The sequence below is a fragment of the Avibacterium paragallinarum genome (assembly GCF_900450705.1).
GTDB lineage: Bacteria > Pseudomonadota > Gammaproteobacteria > Enterobacterales > Pasteurellaceae > Avibacterium > Avibacterium paragallinarum.
This window is the reverse complement of the sequence record NZ_UGHK01000002.1, coordinates 37700-59308: the sequence shown is the minus strand read 5'-3', so window position 1 is coordinate 59308 and position 21609 is coordinate 37700. Positions and strand designations below refer to the sequence as shown.

At 43.4% G+C, this 21609-nt stretch carries 27 protein-coding genes and 3 pseudogenes; 16 read left to right on the top strand and 14 right to left on the bottom strand.

Features of this window, described 5'->3' with window-relative positions; genetic code table 11:
• Positions 1 to 71: 71 nt before the first annotated feature.
• From DXZ23_RS04715 to DXZ23_RS04670, 13 genes are all read right to left on the bottom strand, one after another.
• Positions 72 to 431 carry a hypothetical protein gene (locus DXZ23_RS04715; protein ID WP_017806102.1) on the bottom strand — a complete coding sequence of 120 codons (360 nt, stop codon included), beginning with the start codon at positions 429 to 431 and terminating at the stop codon, positions 72 to 74.
• Entirely contained in the window at positions 412 to 1134 is a 723-nt protein-coding gene (locus DXZ23_RS04710) for a DUF2786 domain-containing protein (protein WP_017806103.1), read from the bottom strand. The genes DXZ23_RS04715 and DXZ23_RS04710 overlap by 20 nt, the downstream gene beginning before the upstream one ends.
• Position 1135: 1 nt before the next feature.
• Complete coding sequence (locus tag DXZ23_RS15355; protein ID WP_017805651.1) at positions 1136 to 1306, bottom strand: hypothetical protein; 171 nt, start codon at positions 1304 to 1306, stop codon at positions 1136 to 1138.
• Positions 1303 to 1470 carry a hypothetical protein gene (locus DXZ23_RS15350; RefSeq protein ID WP_017805652.1) on the bottom strand — a complete coding sequence of 56 codons (168 nt, stop codon included), beginning with the start codon at positions 1468 to 1470 and terminating at the stop codon, positions 1303 to 1305. The genes DXZ23_RS15355 and DXZ23_RS15350 overlap by 4 nt, the downstream gene beginning before the upstream one ends.
• Positions 1460 to 1633 carry a hypothetical protein gene (locus DXZ23_RS15345; protein WP_017806104.1) on the bottom strand — a complete coding sequence of 58 codons (174 nt, stop codon included), beginning with the start codon at positions 1631 to 1633 and terminating at the stop codon, positions 1460 to 1462. The genes DXZ23_RS15350 and DXZ23_RS15345 overlap by 11 nt, the downstream gene beginning before the upstream one ends.
• Positions 1634 to 1787: 154 nt before the next feature.
• Positions 1788 to 2294, bottom strand: coding sequence for a host-nuclease inhibitor Gam family protein (locus DXZ23_RS04705; protein ID WP_017806105.1), 507 nt, complete (start codon positions 2292 to 2294; stop codon positions 1788 to 1790).
• A 9-nt stretch (positions 2295 to 2303) separates the two neighbouring features.
• Positions 2304 to 2504, bottom strand: coding sequence for a hypothetical protein (locus tag DXZ23_RS04700; protein ID WP_017806106.1), 201 nt, complete (start codon positions 2502 to 2504; stop codon positions 2304 to 2306).
• 10 nt (positions 2505 to 2514) lie between these two features.
• A complete protein-coding gene (locus DXZ23_RS04695) occupies positions 2515 to 2748 on the bottom strand; it encodes a hypothetical protein (protein WP_021723750.1) in 234 nt (77 codons plus the stop codon).
• Complete coding sequence (locus DXZ23_RS04690) at positions 2738 to 3043, bottom strand: HI_1482 family protein (protein ID WP_035695611.1); 306 nt, start codon at positions 3041 to 3043, stop codon at positions 2738 to 2740. The genes DXZ23_RS04695 and DXZ23_RS04690 overlap by 11 nt, the downstream gene beginning before the upstream one ends.
• A complete protein-coding gene (locus tag DXZ23_RS04685; protein ID WP_021723751.1) occupies positions 3040 to 3960 on the bottom strand; it encodes an AAA family ATPase in 921 nt (306 codons plus the stop codon). The genes DXZ23_RS04690 and DXZ23_RS04685 overlap by 4 nt, the downstream gene beginning before the upstream one ends.
• 252 nt (positions 3961 to 4212) lie before the next feature.
• Positions 4213 to 4512, bottom strand: coding sequence for a hypothetical protein (locus tag DXZ23_RS04680; RefSeq protein WP_017807476.1), 300 nt, complete (start codon positions 4510 to 4512; stop codon positions 4213 to 4215).
• Between the two features lie 17 nt (positions 4513 to 4529).
• Entirely contained in the window at positions 4530 to 6518 is a 1989-nt protein-coding gene (locus DXZ23_RS04675; protein WP_114995434.1) for a transposase domain-containing protein, read from the bottom strand.
• Positions 6509 to 6736, bottom strand: a complete 228-nt coding sequence (locus DXZ23_RS04670; protein WP_017807536.1) for a helix-turn-helix domain-containing protein — start codon at positions 6734 to 6736, stop codon at positions 6509 to 6511. Before DXZ23_RS04670 ends, DXZ23_RS04675 begins: the two co-directional genes overlap by 10 nt.
• A gap of 229 nt (positions 6737 to 6965) precedes the next feature.
• Here DXZ23_RS04670 and DXZ23_RS04665 point away from each other — a divergent pair, with 229 nt between their 5' ends.
• A complete protein-coding gene (locus DXZ23_RS04665) occupies positions 6966 to 7451 on the top strand; it encodes a DNA-binding protein (protein WP_035695700.1) in 486 nt (161 codons plus the stop codon).
• Positions 7452 to 7837: 386 nt separating this feature from the next.
• Here the strand turns inward: DXZ23_RS04665 and DXZ23_RS04660 are convergent.
• A pseudogene (locus DXZ23_RS04660) lies at positions 7838 to 8332 on the bottom strand (IS1595-like element ISHpa1 family transposase); the annotation flags it as partial.
• A 119-nt stretch (positions 8333 to 8451) separates the two neighbouring features.
• On the opposite strand from DXZ23_RS04660, the gene DXZ23_RS04655 reads away from it, so the two are divergent.
• From DXZ23_RS04655 to DXZ23_RS04580, 15 genes and pseudogenes are all read left to right on the top strand, one after another.
• A complete protein-coding gene (locus tag DXZ23_RS04655; RefSeq protein WP_017807454.1) occupies positions 8452 to 8634 on the top strand; it encodes a DUF2635 domain-containing protein in 183 nt (60 codons plus the stop codon).
• Entirely contained in the window at positions 8627 to 10042 is a 1416-nt protein-coding gene (locus DXZ23_RS04650; protein ID WP_017807455.1) for a phage tail sheath subtilisin-like domain-containing protein, read from the top strand. The genes DXZ23_RS04655 and DXZ23_RS04650 overlap by 8 nt, the downstream gene beginning before the upstream one ends.
• A 9-nt stretch (positions 10043 to 10051) precedes the next feature.
• On the top strand, positions 10052 to 10426 hold the full coding sequence (locus DXZ23_RS04645) for a hypothetical protein (RefSeq protein ID WP_017807456.1): 375 nt from the start codon (positions 10052 to 10054) through the stop codon (positions 10424 to 10426).
• The gene (locus DXZ23_RS04640) at positions 10426 to 10797 is read left to right on the top strand and encodes a hypothetical protein (RefSeq protein WP_017807457.1); all 372 of its coding nucleotides are present in this window, start codon (positions 10426 to 10428) and stop codon (positions 10795 to 10797) included. Before DXZ23_RS04645 ends, DXZ23_RS04640 begins: the two co-directional genes overlap by 1 nt.
• A gap of 77 nt (positions 10798 to 10874) precedes the next feature.
• Positions 10875 to 11012 carry a hypothetical protein gene (locus DXZ23_RS04635; RefSeq protein ID WP_238544448.1) on the top strand — a complete coding sequence of 46 codons (138 nt, stop codon included), beginning with the start codon at positions 10875 to 10877 and terminating at the stop codon, positions 11010 to 11012.
• Between the two features lie 46 nt (positions 11013 to 11058).
• A complete protein-coding gene (locus DXZ23_RS04630) occupies positions 11059 to 13488 on the top strand; it encodes a phage tail tape measure protein (protein WP_017807459.1) in 2430 nt (809 codons plus the stop codon).
• 2 nt (positions 13489 to 13490) lie between these two features.
• Positions 13491 to 14822, top strand: a complete 1332-nt coding sequence (locus DXZ23_RS04625; protein ID WP_026138628.1) for a DNA circularization protein — start codon at positions 13491 to 13493, stop codon at positions 14820 to 14822.
• Complete coding sequence (locus tag DXZ23_RS04620) at positions 14812 to 15957, top strand: phage baseplate assembly protein (RefSeq protein WP_017807461.1); 1146 nt, start codon at positions 14812 to 14814, stop codon at positions 15955 to 15957. The genes DXZ23_RS04625 and DXZ23_RS04620 overlap by 11 nt, the downstream gene beginning before the upstream one ends.
• A pseudogene (locus tag DXZ23_RS04615) lies at positions 15957 to 16614 on the top strand (phage baseplate assembly protein V). The gene DXZ23_RS04620 and the pseudogene DXZ23_RS04615 overlap by 1 nt, the downstream one beginning before the upstream one ends.
• A gap of 78 nt (positions 16615 to 16692) precedes the next feature.
• Positions 16693 to 17043 carry a phage GP46 family protein gene (locus tag DXZ23_RS04610; protein ID WP_012341511.1) on the top strand — a complete coding sequence of 117 codons (351 nt, stop codon included), beginning with the start codon at positions 16693 to 16695 and terminating at the stop codon, positions 17041 to 17043.
• A 13-nt stretch (positions 17044 to 17056) separates the two neighbouring features.
• Positions 17057 to 18121: a baseplate J/gp47 family protein gene (locus tag DXZ23_RS04605; RefSeq protein ID WP_017807463.1), complete on the top strand. Its 1065-nt coding sequence runs from the start codon at positions 17057 to 17059 to the stop codon at positions 18119 to 18121.
• Complete coding sequence (locus DXZ23_RS04600) at positions 18121 to 18708, top strand: YmfQ family protein (RefSeq protein WP_017807464.1); 588 nt, start codon at positions 18121 to 18123, stop codon at positions 18706 to 18708. Before DXZ23_RS04605 ends, DXZ23_RS04600 begins: the two co-directional genes overlap by 1 nt.
• Before the next feature lie 3 nt (positions 18709 to 18711).
• Positions 18712 to 20526: a tail fiber protein gene (locus DXZ23_RS15830; protein ID WP_021724071.1), complete on the top strand. Its 1815-nt coding sequence runs from the start codon at positions 18712 to 18714 to the stop codon at positions 20524 to 20526.
• Positions 20526 to 21113, top strand: coding sequence for a DUF4376 domain-containing protein (locus DXZ23_RS04585; protein WP_035695702.1), 588 nt, complete (start codon positions 20526 to 20528; stop codon positions 21111 to 21113). Before DXZ23_RS15830 ends, DXZ23_RS04585 begins: the two co-directional genes overlap by 1 nt.
• Positions 21106 to 21604: pseudogene (locus DXZ23_RS04580) on the top strand (enoyl-CoA hydratase). The gene DXZ23_RS04585 and the pseudogene DXZ23_RS04580 overlap by 8 nt, the downstream one beginning before the upstream one ends.
• Positions 21605 to 21609: the final 5 nt, after the last annotated feature.

Below are 21609 nucleotides of genomic sequence, written 5' to 3'. Positions count from 1 at the left end.
TATTCCGCCCTCTCAGTTCCCCTCTTTTGTAAAGAGGGGCTAGGGGAGATTAAAAGGGCGGTAAATGGGTTTTAATCTGCTTGCCCCATTGTTCCCCACATCACTTCTTTAATAGTCTGTTCGGGGTGCTTACGTTGGGCTTTAATCAATTTTTTCAAAATTGGGCGAACGTGTTTGATATATCGCATCGCTTCATCTAAATCCATCACAATAAGCTCTAGGCAATCTAAGGGGGAAATACAATCCGCAGAAAGCGTTTCTACTGTTTCCCCCTCTGCTAGCTCAATCGCTTTAATTGCCTCATATTCTTGCTGTACTTCGCCATCAATATAGCGATCCCACAGAGCTAAAGCCTCATTTAGGCAATCATCAGCAATATCCATTGAGATCCAAATACTGCCTCGTTCTTGATTAGTTAATATCGTTTTCATTTTTTGCTCCTAATTTCTTTGTTTCGGTTCCATTTACACCGTGATTTAACTCAACTTTTCGCCCTTCCTCAAAACCAAGCCAACGAGAGTTATCATTTTTTTCTTTTGTATTTCCGCTTTCTCGACTTTTGCACTTCCCAAAATTTCTTGCGGATTCCACTTTTGTTTTATAATAAGCACTCATCAATTGGCTTTCTTCTTCAGATACAGCAAATTTTTCCACATTTTTAGCGACACCCATTACCCACCCTTCGCAAAAGGCATCGGCTCTCGCAATCAATGTACTGCGTTTTAATTTCTTATTTTGTTTTGCATTAAAAGCTTTTCGGGCTTTTTGTAATTGTCGATATAGCACATCAAAACAATATGAGGCGATAGTGGGCTTTTCTTGCACACCGAAAAACACCATGTGACATAGACCTTCGCCATATTCGCTACCATCGTCATAATAATTAGCGACATAGGCTTCAACCCCAAATGCTTTGCGTATTACGCCTGAAAGCATTAAGACATATCGTGCAGTCTTCATTGCAAATCTCTTTTGGTTATGTATTGATGACACCTCAATATCAACCTGATTTATTTGATGTTCAGCCATTAATTTCTGTGCCATCTCTAACGCTTTTGCTGCCTCGTGAGGATTGCTTGATTTACTTAGTGCAAGCAACTTTTTTATTTTTCTTAATAGTTTTTCGCGTTTCATTTTATCCCCTCACTACTTGCCATCTCGCTTTGGGCAACTGATTTTGCACCAGCTCCAGATACACCCCCGCCGCAATATAGTTGCCCGTATTAATCGCTCTGACTGCTTGTTGAAGCTGTCCGATCATCATATCCAGCTTGAGTGCAAGTTCACTTTGCTTTTGCGTTGTCATAGCTCTTCAACCTCCACAACCTCGTCAATTTCCGTAATCTGATGAGGCAATTTATTCAGGTCTAAGGTGTTTAAATCACATTTTTCCGCCGCCTGCTCAATGCTTTCGGCTTCTACGGTGATTTCAACCATTCCATAAACTCTGACAAGGTATTTATTCTTCATCTTCGCCTTCCTCATTGACAAAATTAATTCGATACTTCAGACCAATAGCGTAGCCTTCATGGATTTCTTCCAGTAGTTGGTCGATATAACATATCGCATCGTCTTTGGTTTCAGCTTCAATACCCAAAGTCAATTTAACGTCTATTTCAGCGTGATAATTCATTGTCATTGCTCCTATTTTTTGATTTAAAACACTTTATAAACGCCCCTTAAATCAGGTTTAAAGAGCGTTGAAAAGGGTTTTAACTCTTTGTAAATAGCCACATAATCCAACCCATTAAGGCAAAATAGCCCAGCACAATAATCACATCACCCATTTACACCTCCTGTTCAAACGGTTTGATCACAAAATCTTCCACGGCAGTTTTAATCGTAATGCCCGTGACCGTTGATGCGATATTTGGCTCTGCGAGCATCGCTTCTTTGTTTGGCTCTTCTTTGGTGCGGATAAACTGAGTTAATCCTAACGCACGCAATCTTGCCAACACTTCGTCCGCTTTGCGGATTGATACACTCGGTGGACGTTGTCGCCATTGCACTTCGCCCGTGTTAAAGCTGCCCGTTTTCGTTTTACCGTTTTGTGTCAGCTCCGCACGGTTGGCTTCACACCACACTTCGATAGCTTTTTGTAAAGGCTTCATTTGCTCCTGAAGAGCGGTGATTTTTGGGGCATATTTTTCGGTAATCGCTGCCAGTTCGTCATTTTGGTGGGTCGCAAGGCGTTGTAACTCACGTTGCAAATCGCCAATATCTTTAATCGCAATCTCCACTTCTTCTCGGGTTTGATAGCGGATGGTGTCGCTTTTTAGTTTGGTTTTACTCATTGTTTTCTCCTATGGGTTAGCTGATTGATTACAGGTATAAACGTCATAATTGGCGTTGATTTTTGGGGTGATGCCGCCATTATTAACAACTAAATACACCACGCCACCTTTGCAAATTTCCGCAATTCGCACGTCGGTAAACTTGGCACGGGTTTGTCCATCACACCCTGCCAATAAAAGTGCGGTGCAAATTAGGGTGAGTTTTTTCATTTTTTTCTCCTTATAGTTCATCGGTGGTATAACCGATTTTGATTGCCATTAAGCGGTTTGGATTTTGTTCTGCTAACTTATGTATTCTGCTACTGGCTAGCATACGGATATAACCTTGGCTTTTGTTTAATCGTCTTGCTAGCTCTGCGGCTGTGCCATCAGCGATATTGATTTCGCCTTTATAGATTGCATAAACGGTATGGCATTTTGCTTTCCCCCGTTCGCCGCACTTTCTAGTTGGCATAACTCCTCCAAACCACCTTAATGCCTTCCACTATCATTTGCCACTCGTCAAAGCGTTGTCCATCATTGCCGAGGATATACCGCATCGCTTGAGCGGTTTTTTCTAGTTCTTTGGTGTTATGGTTGGGTTGCACCCGCACTTTTGGTTTGATATGTTCAAAATGCACATTAATCACGTGCAAGCCCATTTCTTCCAGCTTTCTAATGCACTTTTGCACTTGGCTTAGGTAGTTCAACACCATCTCGTTATTGCCTCGTAAAACAGGGTTTGGGTGGGTTAATGTGGTGCGTTTCATACCGTTCCCCCTTGCAATTCATTTTTCGCCGCTAAAATGTAGTCATAATCAAGGCGTTTGTTGTCGCCGTTGGCACTAAACCACGCAAGGCGTAGCACTTGGGTTAAAATGCGTAAGCCACCACCTCGCTTGCCTGTTTCTGCTAATAAGCTGATCAGTTTTTTATCTGTGGTATCCAGTTGCCACGCATTGGCAATGGCGACAATGTCTTCTTTTTTGCAATGCTGAATGCTTTCGTTTTTCGCACTACGCGACCAAAGGCGGGCAAAATCGTGGCTTTGGTTAATGCCACCACGCATACGGGTGTAAACCTTGTCATTCCCAATTAAAGTCATTCCTACATCGCAGGCTTCCTGAATAAGACGTAACTCTTCCAGCGTTTCATAAGAGAGGTGATCCGCCTCATCAACAATCAGCAAGCCTTTTGTGCCTTTCATTCGGCTTTCAATTAAGCGTGCAAGGGCTGCCTTGCGTTTTGGCGGTTCGCCCACGCCCAATTCAAGAGCGATTTCATAAAGCATTTCCGCAAGGCTGGCACGGCTTGGGTGGGCGGTAACCAGCCACACATTACGGTGGCGTTTTTGATACTCCCGTGCGGCGACTGTTTTACCTGCACCACTCATTCCAAACACAGTGGTAATACAGCCTAACGCATGAGCATAACTAATAATGGTGTGAATAAGCTCGGCGGTTGGGGTTTTAATAAACTCAGGTGCGGTCATAAATTGACTGCGTTTTATTTCACGCTGTTCTAGCCAACTTTCTAGCGATTGGGTGATTTTGTCATTATCCCCTGTATATTTACCATTGAGATAACTTGAGATAACAGGTGGCGTTACCCCAATTTCTTTTGCAAGTTGCATACGGTTAATTTCACCGCTTTCAATAATTTGCTTGATTTGTTCAATTAATGTCATAATGTCATTCCCTTGTTCTAGTGGATCAGCTTATGGATCGTGTTATTATTAAATTTGCCCAAAAACATCAAAGAACAGTGTTTAAAGGCATTCCTAAATCAGTTAAAAAACGTTTAAATTTCATCTTGCATAAAATTAACTTTTCCCGTTACACTCTTATTGAACAGCGTTTTTTGCCTTACGTTGAAGAATTTACCTATGCAAAGAGTGAAGAACATCAAGTCAACTTGGTTTACTGGTTTAGCCGTCATTTCAAAATACCCCCAAAAGACGTCTATTTACTTTTACTCTTCGCGAAATGGCGATACTTAACGCGGCTTGATAGTCTTTCAACGCGACTTGCAAAGAGCGGGGAAGTGTCGTATCGGCAAGAAATTGTTCAGTCAATTCCCACTTTCTTGCAACGCTACTCAAGGCTTGCCTTTCAAGTTGAGCGACAACTTCCTCGTTTTCTTTTGCTTGATTGAGTTGTTCTGTATTTTCACGTTCAAGGGCTTTGAGTACGTTTGCGACCTTTAGGCTCTTTTTACGTTGTAGATTTCGTTGTTTCATCACTTTCTCCTGTTGCTTTAATCATCATTTAATAACTGTTTAAACTTCGCTACACCTTTGGCAAATCCGTTTTCGGTAGGGGGATCGTCATCCACCACCCAATCCATTTCTTCGACTTTGCGTTGTAAATTCCCCTCGAACATTACTAGTCGCTTGACTTTCTTCGGCTCAACTAACTCCGCCTCTGGTACGTCGTCAAAATGCTTGCGGTATTGTTCGTGTTGGTGTTTGTCCATTTTCTCTAGGGTTTGTACTTGCTTTTTGGTTTGGCGTGCTTCTTGTGCCTCTAAGCGACGTTGCATTGCCGCCCCTTTCACGCTGTCAAAGGCAAGTGGCTTATCACAGATCGCATCACACAAATACACGCCATTTAAGTCATATACATACACCGTGCCGTGTAAGTCATCGGGATCAAACCGCACCACCACATAAGGGTATTGCCCGCCCTGTAAGGCTTCGGCATAGTAGGTGTTTTTCTCGCCGTCTAAGCGGTAGCCCGCTTTGAGGGTAAAACAGCCGTATTTGTCCACTTTGGTGCTTTCACCGAGCATCATTAATTGGCGTAATTGCTCATCGGTAGGTTTTATCACTTCAACTTGGGCATAATCCCTTGCCCATAACTCATCGGCACTGTAAATGCCTTGCCCTAGCTCACTTTGGCGTCCTTTCTTGGCGTTCCACTTACGCACACCCTCTTCAACAATTTGCAAAAATGTCGCTTTATCTAAGCCTTTTTTGTATTGGTAGTTTTCGGGTTTTTCCGTTGGGCTATCCCCCGTAAAAAAGCCTTCGCAACGGCGGTTTCGGTCAATGTAAGCGGGCAATCCATCACGTCTAAACGCACGCTCAATCGGCTTGGCTCGTCCATTGCCTCGCCCTTTAAATACAAGGGTTCGGATCACTTGGATACCAAGGCGTTCAAACAACCCATCAACCACAATGGCTTTATTCCGCTTACCTCGTTTGGTTTGGGTGGAGGTTTGCAAATCGGAGGCGGCTCGGGTGTTATCCATTAAAATTTTCTTTGGGATGCCATATTGTTTGATTAATCGCAGGGTGGCTTGACGGATTTGATCGCCGTTTTCGCTGTCGTCCACGCAGTACGCCAAAATGCGACGGGTGCGAACATCTTGCCAAAACCACGTTTTCGGGCGGATAGGGCGAGAGCCGTCCTCATACCAATCCACAAACACGTTATGCTGATAACCATCGCCATTGATAATCTCAAGGGCTTGGAGGTGGGCGACGCTACGGCGTTGCGGTTTAACCAACTCACGCAGGGCGTGATCACCGCCTCGCATCAGGGCAATTTGGGCGGGCGTCAGCTCTCGGTTAAATTTGCGTTTTAAGGTGTTGAGGCTTGGCACCACCCAGCCATTTTTTTCTGCCGCATACATCAGTTCTTCATAGCAAATGGCAAAATTGGGCTGGGCTTGGCGACAGTATTCCCCTAAAAAGAATTGCCACGCTTTATCATCAATTTCGGCATAGCGGTTTGTGGTATCACGCTCAACCCTGTCTAACAATAAGGGCAACCAGTTACTTTGCGGGTGATTTTTCACTTTGTACCACCAACGCTTCAGACTTCCGCGGCTCACCGCCTCGCCTTCTTGCCCCGCAAAATGCTCAACCACCCGATCCATGGCGTCCATTAATTTAAGGCGCATATCCAACAACCCCTTGAGCTTCATCACCGCATTAAAACGACGTTCAGCACGGCGTTCTTGTTCAGTGGTTGCGGAGGCAAGAATGTTCCAAGCACTTTCGGTCATTTGCTGTTCAGCCTGTTTTTCCACCGCACTTTGTTTTGACGGCTTGCTGTTTTTAAGCAAATATTCTGCTTGGACTTCTTGGGGTAGGGAGGTGAAGGCGTATTCAAATACGTTGCCTTTTGCTCCAGCTTTGCGACGGCGTTCCCAATTTTCATTTCGTGCTTTAAAAGTAATGCCTTGTAATGTTGTAGGCATTGTTTCTAAGCCTAATAATTCTTGCGATGTTAACCACATAAGCGGCTCTCCCGTTCCGCGTAGCGTTTTGCCCAAATTTCTTGAGGTGGTACGCCAATGGCTTCAGCGATAATGCGTTCACCTTTCGGGTAGCTCATTCTTAACGCATTTTTTAGTGTTGATGGTGATAATCCAGCTTTAACAGAAAGCGATGCTAATGTGATATTTCGCTCGTGTAGCTCATATACAATTCGCTTTCTGCTCCAGTCTTCTTGCATAAAACACCCCTTGCATTTTCTTTAAATTCAATTTAAGTTAAACTTTGGTGTAAATCTAAAGTGTTACTCCTTAATTTCGTTTAGATTTTAATTTAAACCTTAAACGAAAGTCAAATGCTTTCTTTTAAAATTTTTAATTATTTTAATTTTTATTTTTAATCATTTGATTTATAAGGAGATTTAATTTTAACTCAAAAAGAAAGTCATCCTTTCTTTTAAGGTGGTTTAAATGAAAGAGTGGGAACTAGTAAAAAATCTACTTGGAATAGGGGGATTGCCTAACACTCCCCAAGGCGTTCTACTAAATGCCAAAAAAGGAAATTGGCAAAGAAGACGGGTAGCTGGGGTTAAAGGAAATGTATTTGAATATTATATTGGCGATATGCCATTGGCAGTGCGGCAGGCTTTGGGATTTTCTGAGCCACTAACAAAAGCACTAGATAAGCCAATGGAACGAAGCCAAGATGATTTACAAAAACGCATAGATCAGCTAGAAAACAAGCTACAAGCCTTAGAAACTAAGGCTCAAGGCTTTGTTTCGCCTAAGCCACCAGAAGGCTTAACAAATGATGAATGGCAACTTGTGTGTGCGTTTAGGCGATGCAATGAAGATAGGAAAGTTGGTTTGTTGGCAACAGCCGAAGCATTAGCAGCCCAGACTGAAAAGGAACAAAAAGAGAGCTTGGCCGCCCTTGAGGTTCGTGCCGTAGCCTAAGGTTTCAGACAAAAAGCCATCTAAGGTGCTTATTTTTGAATTTTTAAGCACCTAGTGAGTTGATAATAAAAGGTTTTTAGACTTTTTCAAGATGAGATAACGCTAAATGATTAAAGGCTAGCCATATAAATTTAAACATCATTTAAAGGCATTTAAACTGGATTTTAACCGCCGTTAAATTTTCTCACTTTATGTGGATTTTTTAACGGCTTTTTACAGTTTTTTCTCATTTTGGCTTTTCTGACTTTTACCCATAAAAAAAGGGACTGACTTAGCTCAATCCCTTATTCTATAAGACTTCCGACCACTTAATTCCGTTTAATTCAACATAAGTCCTAATTTCTCACTTTGTGTGGATGTTCTCAATGGCGTTTTGCTTGGCTTCAAAAATTCTCAATTCCGTTAATGTGGTTATGATTTTCAGCAAAATGTGTGCTGTGATTGATACGAAAATGACTAAATTCACTCACATCAAGCACGTCATAACTACGATAATTATCGGTGTAAACAATACTATCAGGCTTTACCTGCTCCCGAATAATGGGTAACAAGGTGGCAGATTGCGTATTTGGAACCGCAACGGTATAAACCTTGCCATTGCGCTTGAGAAGCCCGAATACCGCAATTTTCCCTGCCGCACCACGACCACGTTTGCCTTTGCGAGCACCGCCAAAATAACTTTCATCGGCTTCAATTTCACCTTCAAACATCTCTAAGTGAAGGCTGTTTTGATAGATGAGTTGGCATAAACGATGAAAGTAATATGCGGCAGTCGTTTTGTTTACATTGACTAACTCTGCTGCTGTCCTTGCAGTAACACCTGCAACAAATAGCTCAATGAGTTTATTTTGTTTGTGCTGACTTAGACGACTTTTTCTCATTGGTTCATTCTAACCTAAATAGATTTTTTAGTTGTTATCTAGGACAGCCCCATTAATTTTAATCTTTACAACCCAGATACTAACGCCGATCACCCTTTTGTGGTGGCGATGGAGGAAAAATGAAAGTAAAAGCCGCAGTTGGCATTAAAGTGCCAATGGAAAATCAACCTTACCGCTATATTGAGCAAGAGCCAGTGGAGGTTGAAGACAGTATCTATTATCAACGTCGCATTAATGACGGGGATTTAATCGTGGTCAATGAACCGCGTAACCGAAGAAATCAGGAGGCAAATAATGACTGATACTAATATCGAATTTGAGCATATTCCAACAAGCCTTAGAATGCTGGGTGTATATAGCGAATATAACGCTCAAAATGCTGTGAGTACCTTACCAACTAATGAGCAAAATGTATTGATTATTGCTCCAATGGTCGGGGGCGATACGGCTTATTCTGCCCCTGTGCCGATTTATTCCGATATTGATGCGAAAAATGCTTTTGGGGCAGGCTCTTGGGGGCATTTAATGGCTCGTATTGCCATTCAAAACAACCCGATGATCCGTTTAACGGCAATTGGCTTAAAAGATAGTAGCTCAGGCGTTGCGGCAACAGGAAGCTTGACCTTAAACGGCACAGCAACAGGTGCGGGCGTAATTAAAGCGATGATTGGCGGGGTGGAATATGCCATTTCAGTGGCAAAATCGGAAACCGCCAGCGACTTAGCCACCCGATTAAGTGCGGTGATCAACGCGGGTGAATATTGCCCTGTTACGGCATCGGTGAGTACGGCAACCTTAACTTTGACAGCAAAATGTAAAGGGGAAATTGGCAATGAGATTGAACTTAGCGTACAAAGTACTGCACAAGGCATTTCAGCACAAGCCCGTGCCTTTGCGTCAGGTTCGCAAAATGCCGATATTGCCCCTGCACTTGCCAGTGTGGCAGGCTCGCATTATCACATTATCATCTCGCCGTTTGCTGATGATAAAAATGCCACCGCACTTCGCAATCATCTTGAGCTTGTTGCAAGTCCAACGGAGAAAAAGCCTGCGATTGGGGTGCTGGGTTGGCGTAGCACGATGGCAGCCGGCACAACCTATGCGAGCAAAATTAATGCCAACCGTATCACTTGTGCGTGGTACAAAGGAGCGGTTGAGTCCAATGCCTTACTTGCGGCGGCTTTTGGGGCGGTGATTGCCAGCGAAGAAGACCCAGCCCGTCCGCTCAATACCTTAGAGTTGAAAGGCTTAACCCCTGTTGATGCCACGCAAACGCCATTAAAAACCGAGATTAATCAAGCCTTATTTAATGGGCTAACGCCGATTACGGTGGTAAATCATCGGGTGCAAATTATGCGGGCGATTACCACTTACACCAAAAATCCTGCCAATGTGGACGACCCCGCGTGGCTTGATTTAACTACCATTCGCACGATGGACTATGTGCGTAAAGCGGTTGAACAGCGTGTTGCCTTGCGTTTTCCGCGTTCAAAACTGTCTAAACGCACACCACCAAAAGTGCGGTCAGAAATTTTAGATGTTTTATACCGCTTGGAAAATCAGGAAATTATCGAAAATGTGGACGAGCATAAAGACAAATTGTTAGTGGTGCGTAATGGACAAGATCCAAACCGTCTGGATACGCAAATCCCAACAGATGTGGTGAATGGCTTGCACGTGGTGGCAAATCGTATTGATTTAATTTTATAGGAGTAAGTAATGGCTGAAAAATATGCAGGCTCTGCGGTGTTAGAAGTGGACGGCGTAGAGATTGAGATTACCGATCTAAACGTAACCAAACAAACAGGGCGTAAATTGGTGAAGACAATGAACTCCGAAGGGCGTGCTAGAGGCTTTGCCAAAGGGATTGCCACTTGGGAGATCAGTTTAACCGCAGCCCTCCCAATTGATGGTTCTGAAATTGATTGGGCGGAAATTAGTGATGCCAAAATCACTATCTATCCCCTTAATCAAGAAGATAAACGCACCTCTTATTTAGGCTGTTTCACCACCCAAGTGGGCGAAAAATACACCGTAGATAACGAAGCGGTGATTGATATCCAGATGAATGCACTTAAAGAGGTGAATGAATAATGGATGGACGTTTGTTATTAGGATTGCCCGTAAACGGCAAGTGCTATTTTGATTTTAAAGTGCATTTGCTTACCCTTGGCGATGAGTGTAATGCCCTTGAGATGATTGCAGAGCTTGGTATTGTGCAAAAAGAGGATAAGCCATTAAGCCAAGCAGAAAAAATGTTGATGGATTTGGCTTATCTTATCCAGCAAGTGGAATTTGTGGGCGTAGATAACACGCAGATTACCCCACACTATTTGCTGGATAATCTTGCCACCGATGATTATGTGTTGATTAATGAGGCTATTTTGGCATTGCGAAAAAAGCATATCTCCGCTGGGGAGAGCCTAAGCCAAGAAAACAGCCACGCCCCAACTGCTATGACTTAAAGGCGGCAGAGCAACATTATCGAAGTGCGGTGATTTTTTTAGCGAAATTAGGCTTTACACCCCAGCAGGTGCGGGAAATGAGCCATTTAGAAGTGTCGGCTTGGGTGGAAAGTCTGTTGCAATCTCAAGGGGCAAAACCGCAAGCGAGCGGCATAAGCAAAGGCGATACAGTGCATTACAATCTTGTACGCCGTAAAAAACAAGATGGGGCGTAAGCCCCTTTTTTTGTGGGTTTAAAATCAATTTAATTAGGGTTTAAAAATGGCAAATATGAAACTCTCCTTGCAACTTAAAGCGCAAGATTATGCAAGCCGTGTGATGGATAAGCTACGCAGTAACATCAACAAAGCCAATAAGGATATTGAAAATCAGGCGGTGCGTAGCGGACAGAAGCAACAAGAAACCGTAAAGCGTACAGCGCAAATTACCGAGCAATCTTATCGCAAAGCTCAACAAGCTGCTCGTGTCGTGGCGAGCGCACGACAAAGTTTAGGCGTACGCAGTGAAAATGCGATCCAACGCGAGATCAATCAAACTATTGCTGCTTACCAACGCTTAAAAGCCAGTGGCACCGCATCAAGCCGTGAGATTGCCCGAGCAGCAGTGGCAGCGAAACAAAAAATTGCCCAGCTTAATGCGGAAATGGGCAAAGTGCCGACAGGGCAACGGATTGGGAATTTTGTTGAAAAAACAATGGCGATTGGTGGAGCGATTTATGGTGTAGCCAGCACATTAAAGCCAGCAATGGATAATAAAAAACAGTGGGATCACAATGTTGCTCAAGTCGCATTAACAGCTTTCAACGAACAAGATGCAGATTATATTAAGACAACGGGCGTTGCGCGAGTAAATAAAGCGGTGTATGAAACTACAAAATCCGTTGGTGGTGGTACAACGGATATGGCGTTATCCGCGTTAGATGGAATGATTAAAAATGGTCTATCTTTTGAGCAAGCGGAGTCTTCTTTAGATATGGCTCAAAAGATGATGATTTCGGGACAGGCAAGTGGCGATCAAGTAGGTTCGCTTCTTAAAGTGTTGAAAGATTATGGATTTAACGGCGATGAATTGCAAAAAGCACTAGAAGTTACCTTGCAATCTGGTTTCGATGGTAAGTTTGAGGTATCTGATATGATCCAACACCTACCTAATTTGCTTTCTATTTCTAAAAATGCGGGCTTTCACGGTTTAGAAGATTACAAATATTTACTTTCAATGACACAGGTGGCAGCTAATCAAGCGGGGTCAAATGATATTGCTGCCAATAATGTTGCCAACTATTTGAATAAATTAAATAGTGTCGATACCGCACAACGGTTAAAAAAAGTGGATATTTCCAATAAAAAAGGTTTGCAAGGCATTGATTTAGAAAAATCCTATCAGCGTGGTTTAGCCAGTGGGAAAAATGCTTCACAGGTAATGGTAAGTATTGCTGAAACGTTGCTTAAAAACGATCAGGAATATGTGAAATTACAGCAAAAACTGCTACAAACCAAAGATAAGCAGAAGAAGGAGATGATCAAAGCCCAAATGGACTTAAAGAAAGGGGCTGTGCTTGGTAAGTTGTTGCCTGATGTGCAAGCAAAAGCAGGGTTTAATGCGGTAACAACTAAACAAGAAATGGATAAATATCAAGCAAATTTAGCCGATGATAAATTGGGCGAAAATATGGATAAATCCGTTAAGGTGCTTGCAGGAACGGATCTAGCTAAAGAAGAGCTAGCCAATTCCTTAAATAAATTTAGTCAAGGCGAAGTCAGCGGCTGGTTAAATAGTATTGAACGTAAAATTAATGACGAAGTGATTTCTGCACATCAAAACGGCAACGGGCAAATGGTGGGTAATTTAGGCTTAGCAATGGATGTGGGAAAATCAGCAGTGGGCTATGGTTTTGGTGGCTGGGCGTTAGGAAAAGGATTATCTGGCGGTTTGGGGCGAGCAGGCGCTGGTGCGGCGACGGGAGCAGGTTTAGGTGTTGTCCCCCTTTTAAAAGCGGTAGGTAAAGTGGGCGTTGTTGGCACAATCGCAAGCTTAACTACATCACCTGAATTAGATGGTAAATCTCAACAACTTCTTGATTTACAACATAAAGTACGTTCAGGAACAGCCACAGAGGAAGAAAAACAAGCGTTAATGCAACAAATTAACCAATCTAGAGAAGAAGCAAAATTACAAGACGCACTTTATAACACAGGTAATTCACTTGGTGCGTATTTTACCCGTAAAAGTGTAGAAAAGTCTTATATGGCTTATCTCAATAGCCGTTTAGAAAAAGGTGATATTTCGGAAGAGGTTCGGGCTCAAATTGAAGAACGAAATGCCTATTATCAGAAAGAGCAGGCAAATTCATTTCGTATTCGTAAAGGATCACCTTATGTTGCTTCTTCTCATTTTAGTGAGCAAGCTGATCAAAGCACTACTCGCATTGCAGGCCTTAGCTCGCCTATCGGTTTGACAATGCCAACCGCGGAGGGAGGAACACTTGCAAAACTTGAGCCCGCCTTGTCGAACTTAGCCAATTACCGAGCTGACTTTGAGCAATTTGGGCAAACCTTGAGTGATGCCTTAAAACAAGCCATTGAGAGCCAAAATTTTGTGATCCAAAATCAAATTAAGGTGGATTTAGATGGGCGAATTGTGGCTGAACAAACTTCAGAATATCACTATCAAGATTTAAAACGTTGGGGGTAAAAATGAAAGGTTGGACAATGCCTATTCAACGCGCCAGTTATCGTGGTGTGCGTTTTGAGGTGATTTCGGTGGATGATGAGTTAAACCGAGCTACCATTGATCACGCCTACCCTTTTGTTAATGGGGCGGATATTGAGGATTTGGGGTTAAACCCTCTTACGGTACGAATGCAAGCAGTGTTTTATGGCGAGGGCTACTACACGGATTTCAAGAAGTTTTTAAGTGCGTTACAAAAACAAGGGGCAGATGTGCTAGTCCACCCTATTCGGGGGCGGTTGCCGAATATGCTTTGCACTTCGGCAAATTTTCGCCACGATGCGGAAATGATTGATTATGTGGCGTTAGATTTAACTTTTGTAGAAAGTACACCTGCCAAGCCGATTTTTGTTTTTGAGTTTTCTTTTTTGGCTAAAATTGATGAACTTTTAACACAATTGGAAGATTTTATTGATGAGGTATTAGCGGTTTTTGCTCAAATCATGGAGGTGGTTGCCTTTGCGATGAATGTAAAATCACGTTTATTAGGGGCTTTTGGTGCATTGCAAGGTTGTTTTGAACAGCTTTGTGGTTTATTTGATATGGGCAAAACTTTTTTTTCATTGCCTTCTACATTTGGTGCAATGGATTTTAAAGCAAAATCTTCTCATACCGCTAAAGCAATTACACATATTATAGAGCAAGGGCTAACCCAAGTTGCTCAGCGTTCTGAGCTCACAACTAAAGCAAAATTTGATGAAACAATAAGAACGGTAAAGCAAATTCAAGCCATTCCTCAAAATTTACTTTCAGGTAAAAATATGAATTTATCGCAACAACAGGGGATAAAATCATTAACAATGTCATTGTCAACTGAAAGTATTGAACCAGTGCATTTGTTGATGCAATTAACTTGTACAGCGACGTTAATTCATTTGGCAACGGGGTTTATTGAAGACGAAACATTATTGCCGCAAGAGATTGACTATATTACAACCCTTATAAGGACTCATATTGTGTCAACCTTGCAATTATTGCGTCATCAAGCCCAAAAAGAGCAAGCAAATTCTGCACTAAATTCAACCGCACCTAATACTGGGGTTTATACCGCTACTCAGCAAATTGCGGAGAGATTACGAGCTTTATCCCATCATTTTACCCAGCTTGCAATTTCGGCGATTAATCGTAAACCACCATTAACGGTTAGGGTTGTACCATTTAATGGCACTATTCAACAGATCGCTCATGCGTTTTATGGAGATTATCGCCGTTCCGATGAACTGCTACGCTTAAACCCACAAGTTAGGTTTCCGAATTTTATTGCTCAGGGGGAGTTATTAAATAGTTATGTCAATTAATTATCCTTATGAAAATGATGTGGTGGTTGAAATTGCGGGACAGCAGCATAACCACTGGAAAAGCTATGACATTGACAGTGATTTTTTAATCCCTGCGGATGCCTTTCGTTTTGAAATCGGCGTGGCTTCAGAACATACCCACTTACCCGATTTTTCGGGGCAAGAAGTAAAAGTGCGGATCAATGGTGAGGTGGTGCTGACGGGCATTGTGGACACCACCCAGCACGGGATTAGCAAAACGAACCGCACTTTTAGCCTAAATGGGCGAGATAAAGCCAGCATTTTAGTGGATTGCTCTGCCCCGATAACCAATGTGAAAGGGCTAACGGTGCTTGAGGCAGTGCAAAAAATTGTTAATCCTTTGGGGATTACAAAGGTTGAGCTTAACGCCGAAAATAACCCGACTTTAGACAAGGTAGATATTGAGATAGGCGAAACAGCTTGGCAGGCGGCTATCCGTTGTGCTAATTCTGCGGGTTTACATTTATGGTTTGACCCTAAAGGCACGTTGATTGTCGGTGGGGCGGATTACTCGACGCCCCCAGTGGCGACCTTATGTTGTCTAAAAGACGGCAAGCGTAATAATTTTGAGCGTGCAGAGTTGACCTATGATGTATCACAGCAATTTAGTGAGATTACCTTTTTGGCTCAACGGCACGGTCGTTCGGGCGATGACAATAAAAACGATTTAAAATGGGTTTACAAAAATGAGGCAATGACGGCGTATAAGCCCAAAACCGTGGTGGTGCCAGATGTCGAAAACCTTGAAGCACTCAAAAAATGGGCGAAAAAATATATTTCAGACAGTATTTTAGAGGGCTTTACTTTGACCATTACTGTGCCAGACCATAAAACCCAATCAGGGCAATTATGGATGCCAGGGCAACGGATACATGTAATTTGTGAAGAATATGATATTGACGCCATTTTTTTTCTGATGGGGCGACGTTTTACCCTTTCTCGCTCGGGCGGGACGCAAACAGAACTCCGATTAAAGCAAGATGGCGTGTGGACGCCTGACGCCTATGTTGCCAAAGCCAATAAAGCCCGTAAACGAAAAGGCAAAAAAGGTAAAAATGGGCCGTTAATGGCAACAACAGGTGATGGTAAATGGGAGATAGTTAGGGGTAAATAATGCGTCGATTTAGTCAAGCAATACAACAAACCGCACAAACGACATTAAATGGCGTGCGTCAGGCTTTTCGCGGTATGCTTAATTTAGTTAAAAGTACGGACAATATCCAAAAAACACAAGTGTCAGGATTGGCGGATGAGACCTTGCAAGATGTGGAGCTAATGCAACATTTTGGCTTTACCTCCGTGCCACCTGCAGGGACGCAAGCGGTGATTATCCCCATTGGTGGGCAAACCTCACACGGGATCGTCATTGCCACGGAAAATGGGGCGTTTCGGGTCAAAAATTTACAAGATGGCGAGGTGGCTATCTACGACCAAAGCGGCTCAACCATTATGCTAAAAAATGGACGGTTAATTGAGGTGGATTGTGATAATTTTGTACTTAATTGCAAAACCTATCAAGTAAATGCCACTCAGGGGGGCAAATTTTGATACGCCAAAGTTAGAGACCACGCAAGTTTTAACCGCTCAAGGGAAAATTAATGGCAACGGTGGTATGGCGGTGCAAGGTGGCAGCGGGGCAACCTTTAACGGTGATGTGACGCAAATCGGTGGTAACATTACGACTGATGGCGATGTTAACGCAAGCGGCAAGTCTTTGGTTAATCATACTCACAGAGGGGATAGTGGCGGCAATACCGGCTCACCACAATAAATCTATTTACAACAATAAAAAGCGGTGTGGAACTCCATCACCGCTTTTTTTATGTCTGTTTTAAGTATCTTTGTCAGCATGGACAGAGAGTTAAGCCCGCTTACTGGGGACTATACAAGTAAGACAATCAGTACGCTCGCTAATGCGGCGTATATCAGACTAACCACTCCTTTAGGCTCTTGGTGGGCAGATGGGCGTGTAGGCTCTCTGCTCCACTTAATTCAGCGTGAAAAAGACTTAACGCGTGTTGGACTTATCGCCCAACAATACGCCGAAGAAGCCTTACAGCCCTTGCTTGATGATGGGCGAGCAAGTCAAATCCAAGTAACGCACCAGCAACCACATAATGGCTGGTTAATTTTACATATTGAAATCATTGATAATCGGGGTGAAACATATCGCTTTAAACACCCTGTAAAAGTAATTTAAAGGGAGTTTAAAAATGTTTGTTGTACCCACCTTAGATGAGATAAGAGCAAGCATTTTACGCGATATGCAAGCCCTTGATCCTCAAGCCGATGTGAGCGTAGACAGTGATAATTACGCCCGTGCCTCAAGTTTAGCGGCGGTGGCTGAAGGCATTTATGCACATCAAAAATGGCTGATTAAACAGTTTTTCCCCGATACCGCCGATACAGAATTTTTAGAAAAGCACGCGGGATTGCGAGGCATTCGCCGCCGTAATGCCACCTATGCCAGCGGACGAGGGGCAACCATTACGGGGCAAGAAAATGCGGAGATCCCCGCAGGATTGCAAATAAAAACGGAAGATAACCGCTTTTATGAGACAACGGACAGTGCGGTGATTTCTGATGGTGGTTCTGTTGTTGTGCCTGTACGCTCACTTGCTACAGGTGCGACGCAAAACATCAAAGTCGCCACAAAAGCCAGCTTTATGGCAGCCCCTGTTGGGGTGCAAACAGACGTTATCCTTAATGAGGTGATTGGTGCAACCGATGCGGAGACCGATGCCTCATTGTTAGAGCGATTACTGGAGCTTATCCGTCGTCCACCAGCGGGCGGCAATAAATATGATTATCGCAATTGGGCATTATCTGTTGATGGGGTGAGTGCAGCTTATGTCTACCCTTTACGCCGTGGATTGGGGACGGTTGATATTGCCATTACGGCAGATAATGATGTACCTAGCGATGAGACGATTAGACGCGTCCAAGCCTATATTGATGATGTGTGCCCTGTTACCGCTAAAGAGAGCAAAGTAGTTAAGCCTGATGTGACAAAAATCAATTTTAACATCCAAGTTAAACTTAGTGGCGTTACGTTGCTTGAGATTAAACAGGCTATCCAAACTGCGTTGGCGGATTATTTTAATACGCTAATCCCCGGTGATAGCTTGATTGTGTCGCAATGCGAGGCAGTGGTGAATAATTTAGTGGGTGTTGTGGATCGCAAATTTATTACCCCAACTGCGAATCGTACCGCTGACGTTACCCACAAAATTGAGTGGTTTAGATTGGGGAACGTGAATGTGTCGGAGATGCACTAATGGCTAATGATTACAAACACGCCCTTGCTCAGCTCTATCCGCCTGTTTCCTACAATATTAACGGTAAACAATTTTTAGCCCAATGTGAGGTTGATGGAAAGGTTTTTCAACGTTTAGAACAGCGTGCAACGGAAGTGTTAAATGTGATTAACCCTGAAACTTCGGGGCAAATGCTCGCTGATTGGGAACGGATTTGTGGAATAAAAACCGATACCCAAAAGACCTACACTGAGCGAGTGAAACGGGTCATTTTGCAGCTTAATGCCATTGGTGGGTTGTCTATCCCCTATTTTATGCAACTGGCTCAAAGCATTGGCTATCAAATTGAGATTAAAGAATTTTCACCATTGCAACAGGATTTGCCTGATCCCGGTGATATTGTGCAATTTAGAGACGAACCGCAAGAAAGCCTGATTTTTATGTGGCGAGTTTCTGTTTTAAATGGTGATGACAATATTGTGTATTTTCGAGCGGGGCAGTCTTTAGCGGGTGAGCGACTAGTTGAGTTTGGCGATCCCATTATTGAAGCCTTTTTTAAAGAGTTAAAACCCGCTCATACTTACTGTTATTTTGCATACAAAGGTTAAAAAATGAAAGATTTACTCCCTAAAATTGATAGCCAAGATGGCGAATTTCACAATGGCGACCCAGCCAGTGGCACACAAGGCACGCGGGTAACTGCCGAATGGTTGAATAACGTGCAGGCTCATTTGCGAGATGTAGGCGAAGAGGTGAAATATTTGTTATTACAAGCTGGGCTTACACCTATCCCAAGCAAAAACACACAAATTTATGAAGCGATTATGGCGGTTATTAATGCCAACCGCAGAAATGGCAACACAACCCAAAAAGGGGAAATCCAACTTACCGACAGCATCAATATGGCATCAAGTGTGTTTGGGGCAAGTGCGTTGGCGGTGAAAACGGCGTTTGATAAAGCCGAAAGGGCTTACCATTTGGCTGAAAGCAAACAATCCCCTGCCACAACCTTAGCGGGCTATGGGATTGGTGATTTTAAGGTGGGGACATCCACCGGTGATGCCAATGATTGCAAGATTGACGGCAATTATTATTTTGCCAGCGGGCAAAATTTACCGAGTGCAGGTGAGTGGCATATTGAGGTGATTAGCGGCGGGCAAAATAATGCTATCCGACAAATTGCCCGTAAAGCCAATGAGAGCAAGGTTCAAACCCGTTATTTTAACGGCACGTCTTGGAGTGCGTGGAAAGAGGTGGGCGGTGATGGGGTGCCTGTTGGCTCTGTTGTTGCGTTTCCAAGTGCGGTACAAAATCCGCACGGATTTTTACGCTGTGACGGCTCAACCTTTGGGAGAACAACTTATCCCGCCCTTTATCAAGCCTTAGGGGTGAACACATTGCCCGACCTGCGTCGCTCTGATGTGGGAATGACCGCCTATTTTGCCACCGACAATATCCCCGAAGGCTGGATTGCCTTTGATGACATTGAAGAGCAAGTTAGCGAGCAGGCTTATCCCGAACTGTATCGCCATCTTGTGGCGAAATATGGCAGCCTTTCCGCCGTGCCGAAAGCGAAAGACCGCTTTATTCGTAACGCGGGAGCATTGCTTGCGGTGGGTGAGGTGCAACAAGACGCCCTTCAAGACCACTTTCACTATATTCCTACCGAAGCCGGGGGCGATTATCAAGCCGAGAAAGGTATCACTATCGTCATTCATGATAGTGATACCACCAATGTAGTGCCGGGTGCGTTTAAGCCCGCACAAAAAGGCAGGGTGCAGGCAAACAACGTGGCGGTCGCCGATGGGGCAAGGGCAAAAACCTACCTTGCTTCTACGAAGGATACGACAGAGAAAGATACGCGAACTGCGGAAGAAACGCGCCCGAAATCCCTTGTTCTCAAACTCTGCATTAAAGCACAAAACACGCTCGATGGGGTGCAGTTTTGGATTAAGGCGTTTGGAGAGATTGCTAATGCTGGGCAACTTGATGCAAGTAGATTGGCACAAGATATTCAAGAAGTGAAGGCAAAAAAAGCGGACGTGTTACATACGCATACCGCAAGTGATATAACGGATTTTGATACAGGGGTGGATAACCGTATCGCACAATTATTTACTTATCAAAAAATAGGTGATTTTGAGGTGCGCAAATATCCCGATGGGACAATGATACAAACTTATACAATCAGGCAGAATGATTTGTATGAATGGTTTGAAAAATCATTTAACTGGGCTATAGCTTTTGTTGATACACCATTAATTTTTTCAAAGGTAACAACTTCTATCGGAGGTTCTCACAATGCAGGTGTAAATATATTAACAAAATCTAATAATGCAACTTGTTATTATCACGAGTATGAGCACGGTGGCTCTAATCAAGGCAATGTTCGCATACAATTTTTAGCAATCGGGAGATGGAAATAATGACAATGTATTACAAAGCGGGATTTTACCTAGATTTAACACAAGCACCTGAAGGTGCGGTAAAAATCAGCGAAGAAACCTACCGCACTTTACTTATCGGGCAAAGTGAGGGAAAACAGATTATCCCCGATGAGCGGGGCTATCCCGTTTTGATTGAGCCCCAGCCAAGCCCTTATCACAGATTGCAAGGGGGAAAATGGGTGATGGATGAGGAGCAAAAAGCCGCTTGGTTAGCTGCACAACAAGCCGAAGTATGGAAAAAAATTAAAGAAGAACGTTATCGTCGCACGCATAGTGGGGTGTATGTTGCGAGTGTGAATAAATGGTTTCACACCGATGAGGTAAGTCGCCAACAATATACCTTTATGCGGACATTACCCAGTTTTCCTGAAACGCAATGGAAAACAATGGATAACAGTTTTGTATTGATGAATGAGGCATTATTAGACCAGCTAGCATTAACGCTAATGCAACAAGAGCAAGCCAATTTTGACAACGCTGAAAAGCACCGCTTGGCGATGTTGGCGGTGGATAACCCGTTAGATTATGACTACAGCACAGGCTGGCAGGAGGTTTATCATGGATAATCGAGTTTATTTAGCTCTCTATAAAGGCAACCGCAGTGGCAAAGGTTTTGCCGTGCTTAAAGCCAAATTAGGTGACTGGCTCACTCGTAAGCTCACTAAAGGCCAATACTCCCATTGTGAGATTGCCGTTGCTCGGCGTGAGTGGCTAAGTGGTCATCATTATGACCACGAGATTGTTTACGACTGTTACAGCTCATCAATCCGAGATGGTGGGGTGCGTTGCAAGCAGATTGACCTTGATAACGGCAAGTGGGATTTAATTCCGCTTTATGGGGTCGATGAGGCTAAAGTTAAGGGATATTTTTGGCAAACTAAAGATAAAAAATACGACTGGTTAGGGGCGTTAGGGATTGTGTTATTTACCCCGCAAGCACGCGACAAATTTTTTTTGCAGTGAGTGGTGTGCAAATGCGATTAATGGCGGTGATGAGGGCTGGCGGTTTAGTCCAAATCATTTAGCGGCAATTTTTAAATTAAAACATAAGGAGTAAATTGT